Source organism: Variovorax sp. VNK109 (genome assembly GCF_049445855.1).
Classification (GTDB): Bacteria; Pseudomonadota; Gammaproteobacteria; order Burkholderiales; family Burkholderiaceae_C; genus JAGOCV01.
In genome coordinates this window covers 1125765-1145382 of the sequence record NZ_JBMSDV010000001.1, presented here as the reverse complement: position 1 = coordinate 1145382, position 19618 = coordinate 1125765, and the positions used below count along the sequence as shown (strand labels likewise).

The following is a 19618-nucleotide window of genomic DNA, read 5'->3' as shown; positions in this document are numbered from 1 at the left end:
GGAGATTTTCTGATGATGAACCGCCGCTTTTTCAGCCTTCTGGGCATCGCGCTCGCCGCATGGATGGGCCTGGGCTCCATGGCGCGCGCAGCGGACGAAGCACCCGACGCACTCGTGAAGCGCCTGTCCACCGAGGTGCTCGACACCATCAAGTCCGACAAGGCCATCCAGGGTGGCGATGTGTCCAAGATCATGACGCTGGTGGACAGCAAGATCATGCCGAACGTGAATTTCCAGCGCATGACGGCCTCTGCAGTCGGCCCGGCCTGGCGGCAGGCTACGCCCGAGCAGCGCACCCGCCTGCAGGAAGAGTTCAAGACGCTGCTTGTGCGCACGTATTCCGGCGCGCTGGCACAGGTGAGCGACCAGAGCATTGCGATGCGTCCGCAGCGCATGTCGCCCGACGACAAGGAAGTCGTGGTGCGCACGGAAGTGCGGGGCCGTGGCGACCCGGTCCAGCTCGACTACCGCCTCGAGAAGACCCCCGGAGAAGGCGCTGGCTGGAAGATCATCAACCTGAACGTGCTGGGTGTGTGGCTGGTCGATACCTATCGCAGCCAGTTCGGCCCGGAAATCAACGCCAAGGGCATCGATGGCCTGATCGCTTCGCTGGCCGAGCGCAACAAGACCAACACCGGCAAGAAGAGCTGAACGAGCAGTGCTGAACAGCCCAACGGTCTGACGCCATGCTGGTACTGCCCGCCTGCCTGACACACGACGAAGCGACCGCCTGTTCGCGCATGTTGCGGCAGGCGCTGCAACGCGAGGCTGACGGCACCGTCGTCGTGGATGCCTCGCCGCTGCAGGAGTTCGATTCGTCGGCCATTGCCGTGCTTCTAGAAACCCGCCGTGAGGCGCTCGAGGCCGGCAAGGCTTTTGCGGTCTCGGGCCTGCCGGAGCGCCTGCGAAGCCTCGCGGGGTTGTACGGCGTGGCGGGCCTTCTGCCTGCAGCCGCCTGACGTTCCAGCCGAACCGGGCAGGTTCGCGAAAGGGCGCGGATGGGCCCATCCCAGCAGGCGTCAGCCCGAGTCCCTAAAATGGCGGGTTCCCATGCCCGCGATCTCCTTCCAATCTGTCTCCAAGACGTTCCCGTCGCCACGCGGCCCGCTCAAAGCCCTCGATGGCGTGAGCTTTGATATCGAAGAGGGCGAATTCTTCGGTCTCCTCGGTCCCAACGGCGCGGGCAAAACCACCCTCATCAGCATCCTGGCGGGCCTGACGCGCGCCACGGGCGGTGCCGTGCGTGTGCACGGATTCGACGTCCAGGCCGACTATGCGGACGCGCGCCGCAAGCTCGGCGTCGTGCCGCAGGAGCTGGTGTTCGACCCCTTCTTCAACGTCCGCGAGGCGCTGCGCATCCAGTCCGGCTATTTCGGCGTGCGCAACAACGACGCATGGATCGATGAATTGCTGCAAAGCCTCGGCCTTGCGGACAAGGCCACGGCGAACATGCGCCAGCTCTCCGGTGGCATGAAGCGCCGCGTGCTGGTGGCGCAGGCGCTGGTGCACCGGCCGCCCGTCATCGTGCTGGACGAGCCGACGGCCGGTGTCGACGTTGAATTGCGCCAGACGCTGTGGCAGTTCATCGCGCGGCTGAACAAACAGGGACACACCGTGCTGCTGACGACGCACTATCTCGAAGAGGCCGAAGCGCTGTGCAACCGCATCGCCATGCTCAAGCAGGGACGCGTGGTGGCGCTGGACCGCACGAGCGAATTGCTCAAGGCCGCATCCAGCAACGTGCTGCGTTTCAAGGTAGACGGCGAGTTGCCTGCCGGGCTCGCCGCGCGTGCCCGCGTGACGGGGCGCATCGTGCAGTTCCCGGCGCACAACGCGCGCGAGATCGAGCAGTACCTCGTCGCCGTGCGCGAAGCCGGACTGCATGCCGAGGACGTGGAAATCCGCAAGGCCGACCTGGAAGATGTGTTCCTCGACGTGATGTCGGCCGAAGACACGCCACCGGCGCTGGAGACCGTGTCATGACCGGCTGGCAGACCCTGTTCTACAAGGAAGTGCTGCGCTTCTGGAAGGTCAGCTTCCAGACCGTGGCCGCGCCGGTGCTGACGGCCGTTCTCTACCTGCTGATCTTCGGTCACGTGCTGGAAGACCACGTCAAGGTGTACGGGCAGGTGGGTTACACCGCGTTCCTCGTGCCTGGCCTCGTGATGATGAGCGTGCTGCAAAATGCGTTCGCCAACAGCTCGTCCTCGCTGATCCAGAGCAAGATCATGGGCAGCCTCGTGTTCGTGCTGCTCACGCCGCTGTCGCACTGGAGCTGGTTCTTCGCGTATGTGGGCTCGTCGGTCGCGCGCGGGTTGGCTGTAGGTGCGGGGGTCTTCATTGCGACGGCGTTCTTCGCCACGCCGGTCTTTGCCTGGCCGCTGTGGATCCTGGTTTTCGCGGTGCTGGGCGCGGCGATCCTTGGCACGCTGGGCCTCATCGCCGGGTTGTGGGCCGAGAAGTTCGACCAGATGGCGGCTTTCCAGAACTTCATCATCATGCCGATGACTTTCCTGTCCGGCGTTTTCTATTCGATCCATTCGCTCCCCGCTTTCTGGCAGGGCGTGAGCCATCTCAACCCGTTCTTCTACATGATCGACGGCTTCCGCTACGGCTTCTTCGGCGTGAGCGACGTCTCGCCGTGGCTCAGCCTGGCCATCGTCGGCGGTGCATTCGTGGTCGTGAGCGCGATCGCGATCCACCTGCTGCGCATCGGGTACAAAATCCGGGGCTGACATGACTGCCGACGAACTCAAATCCATCATCCAGGCGGGTCTCGCCTGCGAATCCATCGACATCGAGGGCGACGGGCGCCACTGGTATGCCACCATCGTCTCCGCCGAATTCGAGGGCAAGCGCCCGATCCAGCGACACCAGCGGGTGTACGCCACGCTGGGTGCGAAAATGCACACCGACGAGGTTCACGCCCTGTCGATGAAAACCCTCACGCCGGCCGAATGGGCGGCACGGACACACTGACTTTCTCATGGACAAACTGCTGATTCGTGGCGGCCGGCCGCTCAACGGCGAGGTGCGCATTTCCGGCGCCAAGAACGCCGCGCTGCCAGAGCTGTGCGCGGCGCTGCTCACGGCCGAGCCGGTGACGCTGACCAACGTCCCGCGCCTGCAGGACGTGTCCACCATGCTCAAGCTCATCCGCAACATGGGTGTGGGCGCCGATTGGAGCGAGGACGGCACGGTGCGGCTGGACGCAAGCACGCTCACCACGCCCGAGGCTCCGTACGAACTGGTCAAGACCATGCGCGCCTCCGTGCTGGCGCTGGGCCCGCTGCTGGCGCGTTTCGGCGAGGCGACGGTGTCGCTGCCAGGCGGTTGCGCCATCGGTTCGCGGCCGGTGGACCAGCACATCAAGGGCCTGCAGGCCATGGGCGCGAACATCGTGGTCGAGCACGGCTACATGATTGCCCGCCTGCCCGAAGGATGGAAGCGCCTGAAGGGCGCGCGCATCGCCACCGACATGGTGACGGTCACCGGCACCGAGAACTTCCTCATGGCCGCCGCGCTCGCAGAAGGCGAAACCATCCTCGAGAACGCGGCGCAGGAGCCGGAGATTCCCGACCTGGCCGAGATGCTCATCAGGATGGGCGCGAAGATCGAAGGACACGGCACCAGTCGCATCCGCATCGAGGGTGTCGACAAACTGTCGGGCTGCCAGCACCAGGTGGTGGCCGACCGCATCGAGACGGGCACGTTCCTCTGTGCAGTGGCCGCAACCGGCGGCGATGTCGTGCTGCGTCATGGCCGTGCCGATCACCTCGACGCCGTGGTCGACAAGCTGCGCGATGCCGGCGCGACGGTGGAGGCGCTGGACGGTGCGATCCGCATCAGCTCCCCCGGCCCGGCCTGGAAGCATCTGAAAGCGCAGACCTTCCGCACGACCGAGTATCCGGGCTTCCCCACCGACATGCAGGCGCAGTTCATGGCGCTCAACTGCGTGTCGCAGGGCGCGAGCAAGGCGACCGAGACGATCTTCGAGAACCGCTTCATGCACGTGAACGAGCTGGTGCGTTTGGGTGCGCACATCCAGATCGACGGCAAGGTGGCGGTGATCGAAGGCGTCGAACACCTCTCCGGCGCCACGGTGATGGCCACGGACCTGCGTGCGTCGGCCAGCCTTGTCATCGCCGGTCTCGTGGCGGAAGGCGAAACGGTGGTGGACCGCATCTACCACCTGGACCGCGGCTACGACCAGATGGAAGCCAAGCTGCGCGGCATCGGCGCCGACATCGAAAGGGTGCGATGACTTTCACGCCCGACACCATCACGCTGGCCCTGTCCAAGGGCCGCATCTTCGACGAGACGCTGCCCCTGCTGCGCGCAGCCGGCATCGAGGTTCTCGAAGACCCGGAAAAGTCCCGCAAGCTCATCCTGCCGACCAACCAGCCGCAGGTGCGCGTGGTGCTCGTGCGTGCGTCCGACGTGCCGACCTACGTGCAATACGGTGGTGCGGACCTCGGCGTGACGGGCCTCGATACGCTCATCGAGCACGGCGGCGCGGGCCTGTACCAGCCGCTGGACCTGCGCATCGCGCGTTGCCGCATGAGCGTGGCCGTGCGCGCCGACTTCGACTATGCGCAGGCCGTGCGTCAGGGCTCGCGCCTGAAGGTTGCGACGAAGTACGTGGGCATTGCCCGTGACTTCTTCGCTGCCAAGGGCGTGCACGTGGACCTGATCAAGCTCTACGGCAGCATGGAACTGGCGCCGCTCACCGGGCTGGCCGACGCCATCGTGGACCTCGTCTCCACGGGCAACACGCTCAAGGCGAACCAGCTGGTCGAGGTGGAGCGCATCATGGACATCAGCTCGCGCCTGGTGGTGAACCAGGCAGCGCTCAAACTCAAGCAGGACGCCATCCGGCCCATCATCGACGCTTTCGCATCCGCGACGACCTGACTTTCACACACCTCATTGCATGAACCTGACCGCCCGTCCGCTCCGCCTGTCCACCGCCTCTGCAGGCTTTGACGCCGAGTTCAAGGCACGGCTGCACTGGTCGGCGGACACGGACACGGCCATCGAGCAGCGCGTGGCTGACATCCTGGCCGACGTGCAGCGCCGCGGCGATGCGGCAGTGCTCGAATACACCCGCCGCTTCGACGGCCTGGCAGCACAAAGCATGTCGCAGCTCGAACTCACGCAGGGCGACTTCAAGCAGGCGTTCGATTCGCTGCCCGCCGCGCAGCGCGACGCCTTGCGCGCAGCCGCTGCGCGCGTGCGCAGCTACCACGAGGCCCAGAAGAAGGCGAGTGGCGAAAGCTGGACCTACCGAGACGCCGACGGCACGCTGCTGGGCCAGAAGGTCACGCCGCTCGATCGCGTGGGCATCTACGTGCCCGGCGGCAAGGCGGCGTATCCGTCGAGCCTGCTGATGAACGCGATTCCCGCGCACGTCGCAGGCGTGGGCGAGATCATCATGGTGGTGCCGACGCCGGCCAAGGGCAGCGTGGCCACCGGTGGAACGGGCGAGCAGGCCGCCACGCAAGGCGAGCGCAATGTGCTGGTACTGGCGGCGGCCTATGTGGCCGGTGTCACGCGCGCATTCACCATCGGCGGCGCGCAGGCGGTGGCCGCGTTCGCCTACGGCACCGCGACCGTGCCCGCCGTGGACAAGATCACCGGACCCGGCAACGCCTACGTGGCGTCTGCCAAGCGGCGCGTGTTCGGCACGGTCGGCATCGACATGATTGCCGGGCCGAGTGAAATCCTCGTGCTGGCCGACGGCACCGCGCCGGCCGACTGGGTGGCGATGGACCTGTTCTCGCAGGCCGAGCACGACGAACTGGCGCAGAGCATCCTGTTGTGCCCGGACGCTTCGTACATCGATCGCGTGCAGGCCGAGATCGACCGCCTGCTGCCGCTGATGCCGCGCGCGGAAATCATTGCCAAGTCACTCAATGGCCGGGGCGCGCTGATCCACACGCGCAACATGGAAGAGGCCTGCGAGATCAGCAACCGCATTGCGCCTGAGCATCTGGAAGTTTCCAGCGACGAGCCCCATCGCTGGGAGCCGCTGCTGCGCCACGCCGGCGCCATCTTCCTGGGCGCCTACACGAGCGAATCGCTGGGCGACTATTGCGCCGGCCCCAACCATGTGCTGCCCACCTCGGGCACCGCGCGCTTCTCGTCGCCGTTGGGCGTCTACGACTTCCAGAAGCGCAGCAGCCTGATCGAGGTGAGCGAAGCGGGGGCGCAGTCGCTCGGGCTCGTCGCGGCGGAACTGGCCTATGGCGAAGGCCTGCAGGCGCATGCCCGCGCTGCCGAGATGCGTCTGGCCAACGTGCCGCCGATGCGGGAGTCGTCGTGAAGCCTGCGCTTGCTGCTGCCGTGACCTGCGTCGCCCTGCTGGCACCGGGCCTGTCCGCGCAAGCCATGTCCATCCGCGAACTCCGCACCATCGAGCAGACCGAACAGGCCGGATCCGCTTACATCCAGTACTACCTGATCGGCGTCATGGAAGGCCTGCGCGAAGCGAACGACCTGACGGTGCGCGAAGGCCACAAGCCCTGGTTCTGCGTGCAGGGCCGCAAGCTCGAACCCCGCATGGCGTTTTCGCTCTACGATGCCGAACTGAAGCGAAACAGCGATCTGTACGAAGCCGACATGCCCGTGCAGCTCGTCCTCTCCAACGCATTGCGCAACGCGTACCGCTGCCCATGAACGCACCAGAAAAAATCCCCGCCGACGCTTCCCCGATCGCCCGCATTCGCCAGGACGTGCAATCCATGCAGGCCTACGCCGTGCAGGACGCCGTCGGCATGCTCAAGCTGGACGCGATGGAGAATCCGTTCACGCTGTCGCCTGCGCTGCAGGCCGAACTCGGCAAGCGGCTGGGGGCAGTGGCGCTCAACCGCTATCCGGGCGCACGGTTGCACGACCTGCGCGCTGCCTTGGCGCGCCATGCCGACATGCCCGACGGCTTCGACCTCATGTTGGGCAACGGTTCGGACGAACTCATCTCGCTGCTGGCCATGGCCTGCGATGTACCTGGTGCCGCGCCGGCCACGATCCTCGCGCCGGCCCCCGGCTTCGTGATGTACGCCATGAGCGCCCAGTTGCAAGGTCTGCGCTTCGTCGGCGTCGAGTTGACGCCCGACTTCGAACTCGACGGTCCGGCCATGCTGGACGCGATCCGTCGCGAGCGCCCGGCCATCGTGTTCCTCGCCTATCCGAACAATCCCACCGCCAACCTGTGGGACGAGACGGTCATCGCCTCCATCGTCAGGCTGCAGGGCGAGCAGGGCGGTCTGGTGGTGATCGACGAGGCCTACCAGCCATTTTCCAGCCGCAGCTATATCGAGGCGATCCGCCGCGACCCGAAGGCGCACGCCCACGTGCTGTTGATGCGAACGCTCAGTAAGTACGGGCTCGCCGGTGTGCGGCTGGGCTACATGCTGGGCCCGAAGGCGCTGATTGCCGAGGTGGACAAGGTGCGGCCACCCTACAACATCAGCGTGCTCAATTGCGAGTGCGCGCTGTTCGCGCTGGAGCACGACGACGTGTACGTGCAACAGGCCGCCGAACTGCGCCAGCAGCGCGAACGCCTCATGGCCGCGTTGCGTGCCATGCCTGCCGTGAAGACCTGGAAAAGCGACGCCAACATGATCCTGGTGCGCGTGCCCGACGCCGCCAAGACCTTCGAAGGCATGCGAGAACGCAAGGTGCTCGTCAAGAACGTTTCTAAAATGCATCCATTGCTGGCCAATTGCCTGCGCCTGACCGTCGGCACCGCCGACGAGAACACGCAGATGCTGGCGGCGCTCGAACAATCCCTATGACCACGACCGCACCCAACGCCGCCACGATCGCTCCACGTGCTGCCGAAGTCACGCGCAAGACCGCCGAGACGCTCATCACCGTCAAGGTCGATCTGGACGGCACAGGCAAGGCCAGCCTGGCCACCGGCATCGGTTTCTTCGACCACATGCTGGACCAGATCGCGCGCCACGGCCTGATCGACCTGCACATCCATGCCGAAGGCGACCTGCACATCGATGGCCACCACACGGTGGAAGACGTCGGCATCACCCTCGGGCAGGCCGTGGCCAAGGCCGTGGGCGACAAGAAGGGCATCCGCCGCTACGGCCATGCCTACGTGCCGCTGGACGAAGCGCTGTCGCGCGTCGTCATCGACTTCTCGGGTCGCCCGGGTCTTGTGATGAACGTGCCATTCAAGAGCGGCATGATCGGCACCTTCGACAGCCAGCTCGCGCACGAGTTCTTCCAGGGTTTTGCGAACCACGCGTTCGTCACGCTGCACATCGACAACCTGCGCGGCGAGAACGCACACCACCAGGCCGAGACGGTGTTCAAGGCGTTCGCACGCGCGCTGCGTTTCGCGCTCGAACTCGACCCGCGTTCCGCCGGTGTCATTCCTTCCACCAAGGGTTCGCTCTGATCCATTCCTTGCGGGATTGAACACAACATGAAGACAGTGGCTGTCGTCGACTACGGCATGGGCAACCTGCGCTCTGTGTCGCAGGCCGTGCAGGCGGCGTCCGAGGGCACGGGCTGGAGCGTGATCGTCACCTCCAGGCCGTCCGAAGTGGATGCCGCGGATCGCATCGTGCTTCCCGGCCAGGGCGCCATGCCGGACTGCATGCGCGAGTTGCGCGAGTCGGGCCTGCAGGAGTCCGTGCTGGCCGCTGCCGCATCGCGCCCGATGTTCGGCGTGTGCGTGGGCATGCAGATGTTGCTGGACCGCAGCCACGAAGGGCCGACCGATGGGCTCGGCCTGATTCCCGGTGAGGTCGTGAAGTTCGAGCTTGCCGGTCGCCTGCAGCCGGACGGCAGCCGCTTCAAGGTGCCGCAGATGGGTTGGAACCGTGTGGCGCAAACCGCTGCGGGATCGTCGCCGCACCCCGTGTGGGGCGATGTGCCCGACAACAGCTGGTTCTATTTCGTGCACAGCTTCTACGCAAAGCCGTCGGATGCGCGCCACACTGCCGGCGAGGCCGATTACGGCGGGCGCTTTACCGCTGCCGTCGCACGCGATAATATTTTTGCCACCCAGTTCCACCCGGAGAAGAGTGCGGCGCACGGCCTGGCGCTGTACCGCAACTTCCTGCACTGGAATCCCTGACCCCGACCCGTTCAAACGTTCGCATTTTTCGCAAGACATGCTGCTGATTCCCGCTATCGATCTCAAAGACGGCCACTGCGTCCGCCTCAAGCAGGGCGACATGGAGCAGGCGACGACATTCAGCGAAGACCCGTCCGAGATGGCGCTGAACTGGGTGAACCAGGGCGCGCGCCGCCTGCATCTGGTGGACCTGAACGGAGCCTTCGCCGGCAAGCCGCAGAACTTCGCGGCGATCAAGTCCATCCTGGCCGCCGTGGGCAACGACATTCCCGTACAGCTCGGCGGCGGCATCCGCGATCTGGACACCATCGAGAAGTACATCGACGGTGGCATCAGCTACGTCATCATCGGCACGGCTGCGGTGAAGAACCCCGGCTTCCTGAAGGATGCCTGCAGCGCATTCGGCGGCCACATCATCGTGGGCCTGGACGCCAAGGACGGCAAGGTCGCCACCGACGGCTGGAGCAAGCTCACCGGCCACGAAGTGGTGGACCTGGCGAAGAAGTTCGAGGACTACGGCGTCGAATCGGTCATCTACACCGACATCGGACGCGACGGCATGCTCAGCGGCATCAACATCGAGGCGACGGTGCGTCTGGCGCAGTCGCTGTCCATTCCGGTCATCGCATCGGGCGGGCTGTCCGGCATCGCCGACATCGAGAAGCTGTGCGCTGTCGAAGGCGACGGCATCGAAGGCGTGATCTGTGGTCGGGCCATCTACTCCGGCGATCTCGACTTCGCCAAGGCGCAGGACCGCGCCGACGAACTGAACGGCTGACGTGCTCGCCAAACGCATCATTCCCTGCCTGGACGTGACAGGCGGCCGGGTCGTCAAGGGCGTCAACTTCGTGGAACTGCGCGATGCGGGCGACCCCGTGGAGATCGCCGCGCGCTACAACGAGCAGGGCGCCGACGAACTCACTTTCCTCGACATCACCGCGACCAGCGACGGCCGCGACCTGATCCTGCACATGATCGAAGCGGTTGCGTCACAGGTGTTCATTCCGCTCACCGTGGGTGGTGGCGTGCGCACGGTGGAAGATGTCCGCCGCCTGCTCAATGCGGGCGCCGACAAGACGAGCTTCAACTCTGCCGCCGTGGCCAATCCGCAGGTGATCCGCGATGCGTCCGCCAAGTACGGCGCGCAATGCATCGTCGTGGCCATCGACGCCAAGCGCAACGAGGCGGGCGGCTGGGATGTCTACACGCACGGTGGCCGCAAGAACACGGGGCTGGATGCTGTTGCCTGGGCGAAGCAGATGGCCGAATCCGGCGCGGGTGAAATCCTGCTGACCAGCATGGATCGCGACGGCACAAAGGCGGGATTCGATCTCGCGCTCACCCGCGCAGTGAGCGACGCGGTGGACGTCCCGGTGATTGCCTCCGGTGGCGTCGGCAACCTCGACCATCTGGCCGACGGCGTGCAACAGGGCGGTGCCGACGCGGTACTGGCCGCCAGCATCTTCCACTATGGCGAGTACACGGTCGGCCAGGCCAAGGCGCACATGGCCGGGCGCGGCATTCCCGTGCGCATCTAGGCGCACAATACACCCATGGATTGGCTCGATGAAGTGAAGTGGGACGCGCAGGGTCTCATCCCCGTGATTGCGCAGGAAGTCGGCAGCAACGACGTGCTGATGTTCGCCTGGATGAACCGCGAAGCCCTCGGCAAGACGGCGGAACTCGGCCGCGCCGTGTACTGGAGCCGCTCGCGCGGCAAGCTGTGGTTCAAGGGCGAGGAGTCCGGCCACGTGCAGACAGTGCACGACATCCGCATGGATTGCGACAACGACGTGCTGCTGCTCAAGGTCACGCAGACCGGTCACGAGCCGGGCATTGCCTGTCACACGGGCCGTCACAGCTGCTTCTTCCAGAAATACGAAGATGGCGCGTGGAAGACGGTCGAGCCGGTTCTGCAGGATCCCGCCACCATTTACCAGGGCAAACAGGCCGCATCATGAGCACGTCACCCCTGTCCCAGGACGCGCTGGCCCGTCTCGCCGCCGTGATCGAGAGCCGGAAGCCGGCCAACGGCGGCGACGCGGAGAAGAGCTACGTGACGCGGCTGCTCGCCAGGGGCCCCGACGCTTTCCTCAAGAAGATCGGCGAGGAAGCCACCGAAGTGGTCATGGCCGCCAAGGACGCGAGCAACGGCGCAGATGCTGCCAAGGTTGTCAACGAGGTGGCCGACCTGTGGTTCCACAGCATGATCGCACTGGCGTACTACGGGTTGTCACCGGCGGATGTCATTGCCGAACTGGCGCGCCGCGAAGGCACCAGCGGCATCGAGGAAAAGGCACTTCGCAAGGTACAGGCCCGCGAGATCGCGGAAGAAAGGAAATCACCATGAACGACAACTTCGTCATCGACAGTTCCGGCAAGACGCCCGAGCAACTGGCCGGCCTGAGGCAGGTCACGCTGGTGGTGTATGTGCTGTACGCGCTGTCCTGGGTCACCGGCATCACGGCGATCATTGCCATCGTGCTGAACTACATCAAGCGCGAGGACGTGCAGGGCACGCTGTACGAAAGCCATTTCACCTGGCAGATCCGCACTTTCTGGTGGAGCCTCGCGTGGAGCGTGCTCGGCTTCGTCACGATGTTCGTCCTCGTGGGCTTCGCCATCCTGTTCGCCACGGCCGTCTGGTGCATCTACCGGCTGGTCAAGGGCTGGCTGAACTGGAGCGAGATGAAGCCGATGCCGGTCTGACACGGGCAACGCATGAGCCACGACCCCAACTGCGTCTTCTGCAAGATCGTCCAGGGCGCGATTCCCTCGCGCAAGGTGTATGAGGACGAGGAAATTTTCGTCTTCCACGACATCCACCCCTGGGCGCCTGTGCACTTCCTGATGATCCCGAAAGACCATATCGCCTCCATGGCGCAGGTAGAGCCGGCGCACGCAGGCCTGCTGGGCCGGATGATGGCGCTGGCCCCGAAGCTGGCGGCCGAGCAGGGCTGCAATCCCTATCCACAAGGTGGATTTCGCATCGTGGTGAACACCGGTGCCGAGGGTGGCCAGGAGGTTCATCACCTGCATATTCACGTGATGGGTGGTCCCCGGCCCTGGCTGAAGGGTTGAAATCAGGGTTAACAGCGGCCATTTGCGGAGGTCGGCTATCGGGCCGGCGTCTAGAATCGCAGGTCAAGCATTAGGAGATTTCCATGGGCTCATTTTCCATCTGGCACTGGCTGATCGTGCTGCTGATCGTCGTGATGGTCTTCGGCACCAAGAAGCTGAAGAACATCGGTTCCGACCTGGGTGGTGCCGTCAAGGGCTTCAAGGACGGCATGAAGGACGGTAGTGCTGCGGCCAACGACGACAAGGCTGCGCCGCCGCCCGGTCAGGTGACCGGCGCCACGGCAGACAAGACCACCATCGACGTCGAAGCCAAACAGAAGTCCTGATCCGGCTGTGCTCGATCTCGGCATCTCGAAAATGGCGCTGATCGGCGTGGTGGCCCTCGTGGTCATCGGGCCGGAGAAGCTGCCGCGCGTCGCGCGCACGGTTGGTGCCTTGCTGGGCAAGGCGCAGCGCTACGTGAACGACGTCAAGGCCGAGGTCAACCGGTCGATGGAGCTCGACGAGCTGCGCAAGATGAAGGACTCCGTCGAGGACGCCGCGCGCAACGTGGAAAGCTCCATCCAGACCAGCGCCAGCGATTTCGAGAAGGCCTGGTCCGAAACCACCGAGACGGCTGCATTGCCGGACGATTCGGCGGCTGTTGCACCGGCCTACAAGAACCCCAACAAGAAATGGCGTCTCAAGCGCGGCGCCACCCCCCAGTGGTACAAGGCACGCGCGGGCGTGCGTACCAAGGCGCTGTCGGGGGCGGCGCGTGTGGCGCGCTACCGGCCGCAGAAACTCAACTGACCTGACGGGCTCTCCCGACTGCGCTCCTGCGGGTGCGAGACCTCATCTTCACCCAAGCCATGTCCGACACCAACAAGCAAGAAGACGAACTGGCCGGCACCGAGCAGCCCTTCGTGCAGCACCTGATGGAGCTGCGTGATCGCCTGCTTTACTGCATCTACGGACTGATGGTCGCCGGTGCGCTGCTTGCGTTCTGGCCCGGGCCGAGCGGACTGATCGACTGGATCGCCGTTCCCATCCGGGCGCACATGCCGCCAGATGCCAAGCTGATTGCCGTGGGCGTGTTCACGCCGTTCTTCGTGCCGCTCAAGGTGCTGCTGATGGCGGCCTTCCTGCTGGCACTGCCCTGGCTGATGTACCAGATCTGGATGTTCGTGGCGCCCGGCCTGTACAGCCACGAGAAAAAATTCGCGCTGCCGCTCATCTTCTTCGGCAGCATGCTGGCCTATATCGGCATCGCGTTCGTGCAGTTCTTCGTGCTGGACAAGATGTTCGCCTTCATCCAGAAATTCACACCGGCCAGCGTGGCAGCCACGCCAGACATCGCGTCGTATGTCGAGTCGATCCTCTCGCTGTACATCGCTTTCGGTCTTGCATTCCAGGTGCCGATCGTGGTCATGCTGCTGGCTCGCTTCGGCCTGGTGACGATCGAGAAGCTCAAGTCATTCCGCGGCTACTTCATCGTCGTGGCATTCGTGGTGGCGGCGGTTGTCACGCCGCCTGACGTGATCTCGCAGCTGGCGCTGGCCATCCCGATGTGCATCCTCTACGAGATCGGCATCTGGGCTGCGCAGATCTTCATCAAGCACACGCAGGCCCCCGAGGAAAAGACCGAAGAAAAGGCATCGCAGGAGTCGGCGGGACCCTGAGACGCGCCTTCCTGAGTCGCTCCCCGGCGCGTTCGCGGAAATCCCGGTGATCAGCGTGGCGCGCGCTGCATGCGGGGCCTGGGTCGCTGGCCGGGCGTCACATCCAGCTTCAGCTTGTCATTGCCACGCTGAAGTTCGAAGGGTGTCGCGACGCCTGGCTTGAGCGCTGCGACATTGCTCAGCAGTTCAGACACGTTGCCGACATCGTTGTCGCCCACCTGGGTGATCACGTCGCCCGGCCGGATGCCAGCCTGGGCTGCGGGGCCGTTCTGCAGCACGCCGGTGATGATCACGCCCTTGCGTGCCTTCACGCCGAAGGTCTCCGCCAGTTCTGGCGACAGTTCGTTCGGCTCCACGCCGATCCAGCCGCGCGTGACCTGGCCGTCCTTCACGATGCCCTCGAGGACGAGGCGCGCCGTGGACACGGGAATGGCGAAGCCGATGCCCATGCTGCCACCCGAACGCGAATAGATGGCCGTGTTGATGCCCATGAGGTTGCCGTTCACGTCCACCAGCGCGCCACCGGAGTTGCCGGGGTTGATGGCTGCGTCGGTCTGGATGAAGTTCTCGAAGGTGTTGATGCCCAGCTGGTTGCGGCCCAGCGCGCTCACGATGCCGCTGGTGACGGTCTGTCCCACCCCGAACGGGTTGCCGATGGCCAGCACCTGGTCGCCCACTTCCATCTGGTCGGAGTTGCCCAGCGAGATGACGGGCAGTTTGTCGAGTTCGATCTTCAGGATGGCCAGGTCGGTGTCCGGGTCAGTGCCGATGACCTTGGCGCGCGTGCGACGCGCGTCGTTGAGGATGACCTCGATCTCGTCCGCGCCTTCGACCACGTGGTTGTTGGTGAGGACGTAGCCGTCCGGGCTGACGATCACACCGCTGCCAAGGCCTACCTGCGGTTCGTTGCCGCGTTCGCCGAAGAAGAAGCGGAACCACGGATCTTGCGCCATCGCCCGGTCCGGCGTCTTGCTGGTGTTGATGCTCACCACGGCCGGTGATGCTTTCTTGGCTGCCGCGCTGAAGCTGCCTGCGACGGGCTGTCCAGCGGGCGTGCCGGGTGCTTCGAACAGCGTGACGTTGCCGATGACGCCGCCCGGGCGGCGGCCAAGCCAGTCCGGCTTGAGTGTTGCGACCACGAAGTACGCGGCCAGCAGCACAGTGATGGTTTGGGAGAACAGGAGCCAGAATCGACGCATGCGGGCATTGTGCTTGAACTTTGGCCGACAATGCCTGCTTGCCGCCCTCGCCATGCCCTACGAACAGCCTCTACATGACTGACCGCTCCGTCTTGCTGCAAGCCTTCGACACCCTGCTGGAGCCCGGTCGTTTCCGTGACTACGGGCCGAACGGTTTGCAGGTGGAAGGCAAGGCAGCCATCGGCAAGATCGTGTCCGGCGTGACCGCGAGTCGTGCGCTGATCGAGGCGGCCATTGCCGTGGATGCCGATGCGATTTTCGTGCACCACGGCCTGTTCTGGCGTGGCCATGACGGACGCGTGACAGGCTGGATGAAGCAGCGCCTTGCATTGCTGCTCGCGCACGACATCAACCTCTTCGCTTACCACCTGCCGCTGGACGCGCACCCCGTGCTGGGCAACAACGCGCAGCTCGGCGCGAAGCTGGGGCTGAAGCCGCAGGGAACCTTTGGCGAACAGAATCTCGGCGTGATCGGCGAAGCTGCGGATGGTCGCGCTTTTGCCGATGCCAATGAACTGTCCGCGCATGTCGGCCAGGTGCTGGGCCGTGCCGTGACTTGCGTGGACAGTGGATCGGGCCCCATCCGCCGCATCGCCTGGTGCACCGGTGGTGCCCAAGGCTACTTCGAGTCCGCCATCGCGGCGGGCGCGCAGGCTTTTGTCACCGGTGAGATTTCTGAGCCCCAGGCGCACTACGCGCGCGAGTGCGGCGTGAGCTTCCTCGCCTGCGGGCATCACGCGACCGAGAGGTACGGTGCTCCGGCCGTCGCCGCGCATGTGGCGGGTGAACTCGGCATCGCGCACGAGTTCATCGACATCGACAACCCGGCCTGATGGACAGTGACTGACACATGACCGAATCGACGAAGCCGTTGGTCATTACGCAAGGCGATCCCGCAGGCATCGGCCCTGAAATCATTGCGCACCTGTTCCGCGAGGCCGCCGGAGACGTTCGCGGCTGCTTTGTGGCGGGCGATGTGGCGACGCTGCGGCGCGCCTGCGCGGTCGTTGCTGCCGAGGGTGTTCCACACGCTGTGGCGCAGATCGGATCACCGCTGGAGGCGTTCTCTGTGCCGCCGCGTTGTGTGCCGGTGCTCCAGACCGTGGCATCGGCCCCGCTGCCCGAATTTGGCCGGGTCGCTGCCTCTGCCGGCCGTGCGGCGGCCGACAGCGTGATCTGGGCCGCCCGTGCAGCGCTGCGGGGTGAAGTCGCGGCCATGGTGACGGCGCCGCTCCACAAGGAGGCGCTCGCCGCTGCGGGCGTGGCTTTTCCCGGGCATACCGAGTTGCTGCAGGCTGAAGCCGCCGTCCACCTCGGCCAGACGGTTGCGCAGACGCCGGTCCGCATGATGCTGGCGAGCGATGAACTGCGGACTGTTCTGGTGAGCATCCACGTCTCGCTGCGCGACGCCATCGCCGCAGTCACGCAGTCGCAGGTGTTCGAAACGCTCCGGATCACACACGAGTCATTGGGTGAGGTGCTCGGCCGGGTGCCTCGCATCGCCGTGGCCGGCCTCAACCCGCATGCGGGCGAGGGCGGCCTTTTCGGCACCGAGGAGCGCGAGGCGATTGCCCCTGCCATTGCCCGGGCACTGGACGCCGGCATGGATGTGAGCGGTCCCTTCGCGCCGGATACCGTGTTCATGCGCGCACGCTCGGCGCCAGGCCATCCCGGGGAATTCGACGTGGTGGTGGCGATGTACCACGACCAAGGGCTGATCCCGGTGAAGTACCTGGGTGTCGACAAGGGCGTGAACGTCACGCTGGGCCTGCCCCTGGTGCGTACCAGTCCGGATCATGGAACGGCGTTTGACATCGCGGGGACCGGCAAAGCCGATCCGTCAAGCCTGCGCGAAGCCGTGCGGATGGCGCGACTGCTCTCGGCGGGCAGGCGCTCCTAGGACGCTCCGGCTGCAATGTCGATGCAGCCGGGGACGACCTGCCAGTTCTTACTTCTTCAGGCTGTCGCGGATTTCGCGCAGAAGCACGATGTCTTCCGGCGGAGCGGCCGGGGGTGCCGCGGGAGCCGGTGCTTCGGCGTGGCGGCGCTTGAGCTTGTTGATCTCCTTGACCATCAGGAAAATGATGAAGGCCAGGATGGTGAAGTTGACCGCGACGGTGATGAAGTTGCCGTAAGCGAACACCGGGACGCCAGCCTTCTTCAGCTCTGCCAGTGTCCGCACGGTGCCCTCAGGCACCGAGCCCAGCACGATGAACATGTTGGAGAAATCCAGCTTGCCGAACACCAGTCCGACCACCGGCATGATCAGGTCACCGACCACCGAATCGACGATCTTGCCGAAAGCGCCGCCGATGATCACGCCGACCGCCAGGTCGATCACGTTGCCCTTGACGGCAAATTCCCTGAATTCCTGCATCATTCCCATGCGCTCTTGCTCCTGATGGACTCGTGATTGGTCAAGCCGCCCAGTATTGCGGCTAAATGAGGCGTGTCAAGCAGGCCGCACCAGCCGGAAACGCATTGAATTGCACTGTAGCGCTCCGCTACAATCCCCGGTTGACCCCAATAAAGCGAAGTTCATTGAGGACCCCCATGAGTGACACCCCAGTCGACACCAGCAAACGGACGTGGCTGATCGCGTCCGGCTGTGCTGGTGCAGTGGGCGGCGTGGCAACCGCCGTTCCCTTTGTCAGTACCTTCCAGCCGTCCGAAAAAGCCAAGGCGGCAGGTGCTGCGGTGGAAGTTGACATCTCCGCACTCAAAGAGGGCGAGAAGATGACCGTCGAATGGCGCGGCAAGCCGGTCTGGATCGTGCGTCGCACGGCCTCGCAGGTCGCCGAGCTGCCCAAGCTCGACGGCCAGCTGGCGGACCCGAAGTCCCAGCGCAACCCCGCCGAACTCACCCCCGAATACGCGCGCAACGAAGCCCGCTCCATCAAGCCGGAGCTGCTGGTCGTGGTGGGCATCTGCTCGCATCTGGGCTGCTCACCCAGCGACAAGTTCGTGCCGGGCCCGCAGCCTTCGCTGCCGGACGACTGGCACGGCGGCTTCCTGTGCCCCTGCCACGGCTCCACCTTCGACATGGCCGGTCGCGTCTACAAGAACAAGCCTGCGCCGGACAACCTTGAAGTCCCGCCGCACATGTACCTGTCGGATTCGCGCCTGCTCATCGGCGAAGACAAGAAGGCCTGACGGAGTACCACCATGGCTGAATTCAAGGAAATCTCCCCGAACGCCCCGGTGACTGCCAAGGTCACCAACTGGTTCGAGAACCGCTTCCCGACGGCATTCGACGCCTACCGCGTCCACATGTCGGAGTACTACGCGCCGAAGAACTTCAACTTCTGGTACATCTTCGGCTCGCTCGCCCTGCTGGTGCTGGTGATCCAGATCGTCACCGGCATCTTCCTCGTGATGCACTACAAGCCCGACGCCGCCAAGGCGTTCGAGTCGGTCGAGTACATCATGCGCGACGTGCCCTGGGGCTGGCTGATCCGCTACATGCACTCCACCGGTGCCTCTGCGTTCTTCGTGGTCGTGTACCTGCACATGTTCCGCGGCCTGCTGTACGGCAGCTACCGCAAGCCGCGCGAGCTGGTCTGGATCTTCGGCTGCGCGATCTTCCTGGTGCTGATGGCCGAAGCTTTCATGGGCTACCTTCTGCCCTGGGGCCAGATGTCCTACTGGGGTGCCCAGGTGATCGTGAACCTGTTCGCAGCCGTTCCGTTCGTCGGTCCCGACCTCGCCCTGCTGATTCGCGGCGACTACGTCGTGTCGGACGCGACGCTCAACCGCTTCTTCAGCTTCCACGTGATCGCCGTGCCGCTGGTCCTGCTGGGCCTGGTCGTCGCCCACCTGCTGGCGTTGCATGATGTGGGCTCCAACAACCCCGACGGCATCGAGATCAAGGCCCACAAGGACGCCGACGGCAAGCCGCTGGACGGCGTGCCTTTCCATCCGTACTACACGGTGCACGACATCTTTGCCGTGTGCATGTTCCTGATGGTTTTCACGGCCGTCATCTTCTTTGCGCCGGAGATGGGTGGCTACTTCCTCGAGTACAACAACTTCATCCCGGCCGACCCGCTGAAGACGCCCTCGCACATCGCGCCGGTCTGGTACTTCACGCCGTTCTATTCGATGCTGCGCGCCATCACCACCGAGATGATGTATGTACTCATCGCCTGCGTGGTGCTCGGCGCCGGCTTCGGCGTGGTCAAGGCCAAGCTGCCCACGATCTTCAAGGCGATCGTCGTCGGCGCCGCTGTCGTGGCCATCGCCCTGATGCTCTCGATCGACGCCAAGTTCTGGGGCGTGGTCGTGATGGGTGGTGCCGTGATCATCCTGTTTTTCCTGCCCTGGCTCGACCAGAGCCCGGTCAAGTCGATCCGCTACCGTCCCGACTGGCACAAGTACATGTATGGCGTCTTCGTCATCAACTTCGTGGTGCTGGCCTATCTGGGTGTGCAGGCTCCCTCGCCGATCGGCGAGCGCGTGTCGCAGGTGGGCACGCTGTTCTACTTCGGCTTCTTCCTGCTGATGCCGTGGTGGAGCCGCGTGGGTGAGACCAAGCCGGTCCCCGACCGCGTCACTTTCGTTGCGCACTGAGCGGGAGA

General features: G+C 64.8%; 27 protein-coding genes. 25 read left to right on the top strand and 2 right to left on the bottom strand.

Annotated elements, in window-relative coordinates:
* Positions 1–12 precede the first annotated feature (12 nt).
* From ACO2Q9_RS05675 to tatC, 21 genes are all read left to right on the top strand, one after another.
* Positions 13–651, top strand: coding sequence for an MlaC/ttg2D family ABC transporter substrate-binding protein (locus ACO2Q9_RS05675; protein ID WP_423309157.1), 639 nt, complete (start codon positions 13–15; stop codon positions 649–651).
* A 35-nt stretch (positions 652–686) separates the two neighbouring features.
* The gene (locus ACO2Q9_RS05670; RefSeq protein ID WP_423309155.1) at positions 687–959 is read left to right on the top strand and encodes an STAS domain-containing protein; all 273 of its coding nucleotides are present in this window, start codon (positions 687–689) and stop codon (positions 957–959) included.
* Between the two features lie 91 nt (positions 960–1050).
* On the top strand, positions 1051–1983 hold the full coding sequence (locus tag ACO2Q9_RS05665) for an ABC transporter ATP-binding protein (RefSeq protein ID WP_423309153.1): 933 nt from the start codon (positions 1051–1053) through the stop codon (positions 1981–1983).
* Entirely contained in the window at positions 1980–2735 is a 756-nt protein-coding gene (locus ACO2Q9_RS05660; protein WP_423309151.1) for an ABC transporter permease, read from the top strand. Before ACO2Q9_RS05665 ends, ACO2Q9_RS05660 begins: the two co-directional genes overlap by 4 nt.
* A 1-nt stretch (position 2736) precedes the next feature.
* Positions 2737–2979, top strand: coding sequence for a BolA family protein (locus tag ACO2Q9_RS05655; protein WP_423309149.1), 243 nt, complete (start codon positions 2737–2739; stop codon positions 2977–2979).
* Positions 2980–2986: 7 nt separating this feature from the next.
* Entirely contained in the window at positions 2987–4264 is a 1278-nt protein-coding gene (gene murA, locus ACO2Q9_RS05650) for a UDP-N-acetylglucosamine 1-carboxyvinyltransferase (RefSeq protein WP_423309147.1), read from the top strand.
* The gene (hisG, locus tag ACO2Q9_RS05645) at positions 4261–4914 is read left to right on the top strand and encodes an ATP phosphoribosyltransferase (RefSeq protein ID WP_423309145.1); all 654 of its coding nucleotides are present in this window, start codon (positions 4261–4263) and stop codon (positions 4912–4914) included. The genes murA and hisG overlap by 4 nt, the downstream gene beginning before the upstream one ends.
* A 19-nt stretch (positions 4915–4933) precedes the next feature.
* The gene (gene hisD / locus ACO2Q9_RS05640; RefSeq protein WP_423309143.1) at positions 4934–6325 is read left to right on the top strand and encodes a histidinol dehydrogenase; all 1392 of its coding nucleotides are present in this window, start codon (positions 4934–4936) and stop codon (positions 6323–6325) included.
* Entirely contained in the window at positions 6322–6678 is a 357-nt protein-coding gene (locus tag ACO2Q9_RS05635; protein ID WP_423309141.1) for a hypothetical protein, read from the top strand. The genes hisD and ACO2Q9_RS05635 overlap by 4 nt, the downstream gene beginning before the upstream one ends.
* Positions 6675–7796, top strand: coding sequence for a histidinol-phosphate transaminase (hisC, locus tag ACO2Q9_RS05630; protein WP_423309139.1), 1122 nt, complete (start codon positions 6675–6677; stop codon positions 7794–7796). The genes ACO2Q9_RS05635 and hisC overlap by 4 nt, the downstream gene beginning before the upstream one ends.
* Positions 7793–8416 (top strand): imidazoleglycerol-phosphate dehydratase HisB, encoded by a 624-nt coding sequence (gene hisB, locus ACO2Q9_RS05625; protein ID WP_423309137.1) that lies wholly within the window; start codon positions 7793–7795, stop codon positions 8414–8416. Before hisC ends, hisB begins: the two co-directional genes overlap by 4 nt.
* 27 nt (positions 8417–8443) lie before the next feature.
* Positions 8444–9100: an imidazole glycerol phosphate synthase subunit HisH gene (gene hisH, locus ACO2Q9_RS05620; protein WP_423309135.1), complete on the top strand. Its 657-nt coding sequence runs from the start codon at positions 8444–8446 to the stop codon at positions 9098–9100.
* A 37-nt stretch (positions 9101–9137) separates the two neighbouring features.
* Positions 9138–9878 (top strand): 1-(5-phosphoribosyl)-5-[(5-phosphoribosylamino)methylideneamino]imidazole-4-carboxamide isomerase, encoded by a 741-nt coding sequence (hisA, locus tag ACO2Q9_RS05615; protein ID WP_423309133.1) that lies wholly within the window; start codon positions 9138–9140, stop codon positions 9876–9878.
* A gap of 1 nt (position 9879) precedes the next feature.
* A complete protein-coding gene (gene hisF, locus ACO2Q9_RS05610) occupies positions 9880–10638 on the top strand; it encodes an imidazole glycerol phosphate synthase subunit HisF (protein WP_423309131.1) in 759 nt (252 codons plus the stop codon).
* Between the two features lie 15 nt (positions 10639–10653).
* Positions 10654–11061: a phosphoribosyl-AMP cyclohydrolase gene (gene hisI, locus ACO2Q9_RS05605; RefSeq protein WP_423309129.1), complete on the top strand. Its 408-nt coding sequence runs from the start codon at positions 10654–10656 to the stop codon at positions 11059–11061.
* On the top strand, positions 11058–11450 hold the full coding sequence (locus ACO2Q9_RS05600; protein WP_423309127.1) for a phosphoribosyl-ATP diphosphatase: 393 nt from the start codon (positions 11058–11060) through the stop codon (positions 11448–11450). Before hisI ends, ACO2Q9_RS05600 begins: the two co-directional genes overlap by 4 nt.
* Positions 11447–11809 (top strand): DUF4870 family protein, encoded by a 363-nt coding sequence (locus tag ACO2Q9_RS05595; protein ID WP_423309125.1) that lies wholly within the window; start codon positions 11447–11449, stop codon positions 11807–11809. The genes ACO2Q9_RS05600 and ACO2Q9_RS05595 overlap by 4 nt, the downstream gene beginning before the upstream one ends.
* A 12-nt stretch (positions 11810–11821) precedes the next feature.
* Complete coding sequence (locus ACO2Q9_RS05590) at positions 11822–12181, top strand: histidine triad nucleotide-binding protein (RefSeq protein ID WP_423309123.1); 360 nt, start codon at positions 11822–11824, stop codon at positions 12179–12181.
* 83 nt (positions 12182–12264) lie between these two features.
* On the top strand, positions 12265–12507 hold the full coding sequence (gene tatA / locus ACO2Q9_RS05585) for a Sec-independent protein translocase subunit TatA (RefSeq protein ID WP_423309121.1): 243 nt from the start codon (positions 12265–12267) through the stop codon (positions 12505–12507).
* Positions 12508–12514: 7 nt separating this feature from the next.
* The gene (tatB, locus tag ACO2Q9_RS05580; RefSeq protein ID WP_423309119.1) at positions 12515–12973 is read left to right on the top strand and encodes a Sec-independent protein translocase protein TatB; all 459 of its coding nucleotides are present in this window, start codon (positions 12515–12517) and stop codon (positions 12971–12973) included.
* A gap of 59 nt (positions 12974–13032) precedes the next feature.
* The gene (gene tatC / locus ACO2Q9_RS05575; RefSeq protein WP_423309117.1) at positions 13033–13842 is read left to right on the top strand and encodes a twin-arginine translocase subunit TatC; all 810 of its coding nucleotides are present in this window, start codon (positions 13033–13035) and stop codon (positions 13840–13842) included.
* Positions 13843–13892: 50 nt separating this feature from the next.
* Here the strand turns inward: tatC and ACO2Q9_RS05570 are convergent, their stop codons facing one another.
* On the bottom strand, positions 13893–15041 hold the full coding sequence (locus ACO2Q9_RS05570) for a S1C family serine protease (protein WP_423309115.1): 1149 nt from the start codon (positions 15039–15041) through the stop codon (positions 13893–13895).
* A gap of 74 nt (positions 15042–15115) precedes the next feature.
* On the opposite strand from ACO2Q9_RS05570, the gene ACO2Q9_RS05565 reads away from it, so the two are divergent.
* Both ACO2Q9_RS05565 and pdxA read left to right on the top strand, forming a co-directional pair.
* Positions 15116–15874, top strand: a complete 759-nt coding sequence (locus ACO2Q9_RS05565) for a Nif3-like dinuclear metal center hexameric protein (RefSeq protein WP_423309113.1) — start codon at positions 15116–15118, stop codon at positions 15872–15874.
* Positions 15875–15891: 17 nt separating this feature from the next.
* Entirely contained in the window at positions 15892–16941 is a 1050-nt protein-coding gene (gene pdxA / locus ACO2Q9_RS05560) for a 4-hydroxythreonine-4-phosphate dehydrogenase PdxA (protein ID WP_423309111.1), read from the top strand.
* 48 nt (positions 16942–16989) lie between these two features.
* Here pdxA and mscL read toward each other — a convergent pair whose 3' ends face one another.
* Entirely contained in the window at positions 16990–17427 is a 438-nt protein-coding gene (gene mscL, locus ACO2Q9_RS05555) for a large conductance mechanosensitive channel protein MscL (RefSeq protein WP_423309109.1), read from the bottom strand.
* A gap of 167 nt (positions 17428–17594) precedes the next feature.
* On the opposite strand from mscL, the gene petA reads away from it, so the two are divergent.
* Together petA and ACO2Q9_RS05545 are read left to right on the top strand one after the other, a co-directional pair.
* Positions 17595–18194: a ubiquinol-cytochrome c reductase iron-sulfur subunit gene (petA, locus tag ACO2Q9_RS05550; protein WP_423309107.1), complete on the top strand. Its 600-nt coding sequence runs from the start codon at positions 17595–17597 to the stop codon at positions 18192–18194.
* A gap of 12 nt (positions 18195–18206) precedes the next feature.
* Positions 18207–19610 (top strand): cytochrome b, encoded by a 1404-nt coding sequence (locus tag ACO2Q9_RS05545; RefSeq protein WP_423309105.1) that lies wholly within the window; start codon positions 18207–18209, stop codon positions 19608–19610.
* The last annotated feature ends 8 nt before the right edge of the window (positions 19611–19618 follow it).

Bases quoted from the DNA above. Each gene is read 5' to 3' on its own strand.
- ACO2Q9_RS05570 (WP_423309115.1), bottom strand. From the start codon at position 15,041: ATGCGTCGATTCTGGCTCCTGTTCTCCCAAACCATCACTGTGCTGCTG.
- ACO2Q9_RS05590 (WP_423309123.1), top strand. From the start codon at position 11,822: ATGAGCCACGACCCCAACTGCGTCTTCTGCAAGATCGTCCAGGGCGCG.
- petA (WP_423309107.1), top strand. From the start codon at position 17,595: ATGAGTGACACCCCAGTCGACACCAGCAAACGGACGTGGCTGATCGCG.
- ACO2Q9_RS05675 (WP_423309157.1), top strand. From the start codon at position 13: ATGATGAACCGCCGCTTTTTCAGCCTTCTGGGCATCGCGCTCGCCGCA.
- ACO2Q9_RS05665 (WP_423309153.1), top strand. From the start codon at position 1,051: ATGCCCGCGATCTCCTTCCAATCTGTCTCCAAGACGTTCCCGTCGCCA.
- ACO2Q9_RS05595 (WP_423309125.1), top strand. From the start codon at position 11,447: ATGAACGACAACTTCGTCATCGACAGTTCCGGCAAGACGCCCGAGCAA.
- hisC (WP_423309139.1), top strand. From the start codon at position 6,675: ATGAACGCACCAGAAAAAATCCCCGCCGACGCTTCCCCGATCGCCCGC.
- ACO2Q9_RS05545 (WP_423309105.1), top strand. From the start codon at position 18,207: ATGGCTGAATTCAAGGAAATCTCCCCGAACGCCCCGGTGACTGCCAAG.
- ACO2Q9_RS05565 (WP_423309113.1), top strand. From the start codon at position 15,116: ATGACTGACCGCTCCGTCTTGCTGCAAGCCTTCGACACCCTGCTGGAG.
- ACO2Q9_RS05600 (WP_423309127.1), top strand. From the start codon at position 11,058: ATGAGCACGTCACCCCTGTCCCAGGACGCGCTGGCCCGTCTCGCCGCC.
- ACO2Q9_RS05660 (WP_423309151.1), top strand. From the start codon at position 1,980: ATGACCGGCTGGCAGACCCTGTTCTACAAGGAAGTGCTGCGCTTCTGG.
- hisA (WP_423309133.1), top strand. From the start codon at position 9,138: ATGCTGCTGATTCCCGCTATCGATCTCAAAGACGGCCACTGCGTCCGC.
- tatC (WP_423309117.1), top strand. From the start codon at position 13,033: ATGTCCGACACCAACAAGCAAGAAGACGAACTGGCCGGCACCGAGCAG.
- pdxA (WP_423309111.1), top strand. From the start codon at position 15,892: ATGACCGAATCGACGAAGCCGTTGGTCATTACGCAAGGCGATCCCGCA.
- tatA (WP_423309121.1), top strand. From the start codon at position 12,265: ATGGGCTCATTTTCCATCTGGCACTGGCTGATCGTGCTGCTGATCGTC.
- hisD (WP_423309143.1), top strand. From the start codon at position 4,934: ATGAACCTGACCGCCCGTCCGCTCCGCCTGTCCACCGCCTCTGCAGGC.
- mscL (WP_423309109.1), bottom strand. From the start codon at position 17,427: ATGGGAATGATGCAGGAATTCAGGGAATTTGCCGTCAAGGGCAACGTG.
- hisH (WP_423309135.1), top strand. From the start codon at position 8,444: ATGAAGACAGTGGCTGTCGTCGACTACGGCATGGGCAACCTGCGCTCT.
- murA (WP_423309147.1), top strand. From the start codon at position 2,987: ATGGACAAACTGCTGATTCGTGGCGGCCGGCCGCTCAACGGCGAGGTG.
- hisG (WP_423309145.1), top strand. From the start codon at position 4,261: ATGACTTTCACGCCCGACACCATCACGCTGGCCCTGTCCAAGGGCCGC.
- hisB (WP_423309137.1), top strand. From the start codon at position 7,793: ATGACCACGACCGCACCCAACGCCGCCACGATCGCTCCACGTGCTGCC.
- ACO2Q9_RS05670 (WP_423309155.1), top strand. From the start codon at position 687: ATGCTGGTACTGCCCGCCTGCCTGACACACGACGAAGCGACCGCCTGT.
- hisI (WP_423309129.1), top strand. From the start codon at position 10,654: ATGGATTGGCTCGATGAAGTGAAGTGGGACGCGCAGGGTCTCATCCCC.
- ACO2Q9_RS05655 (WP_423309149.1), top strand. From the start codon at position 2,737: ATGACTGCCGACGAACTCAAATCCATCATCCAGGCGGGTCTCGCCTGC.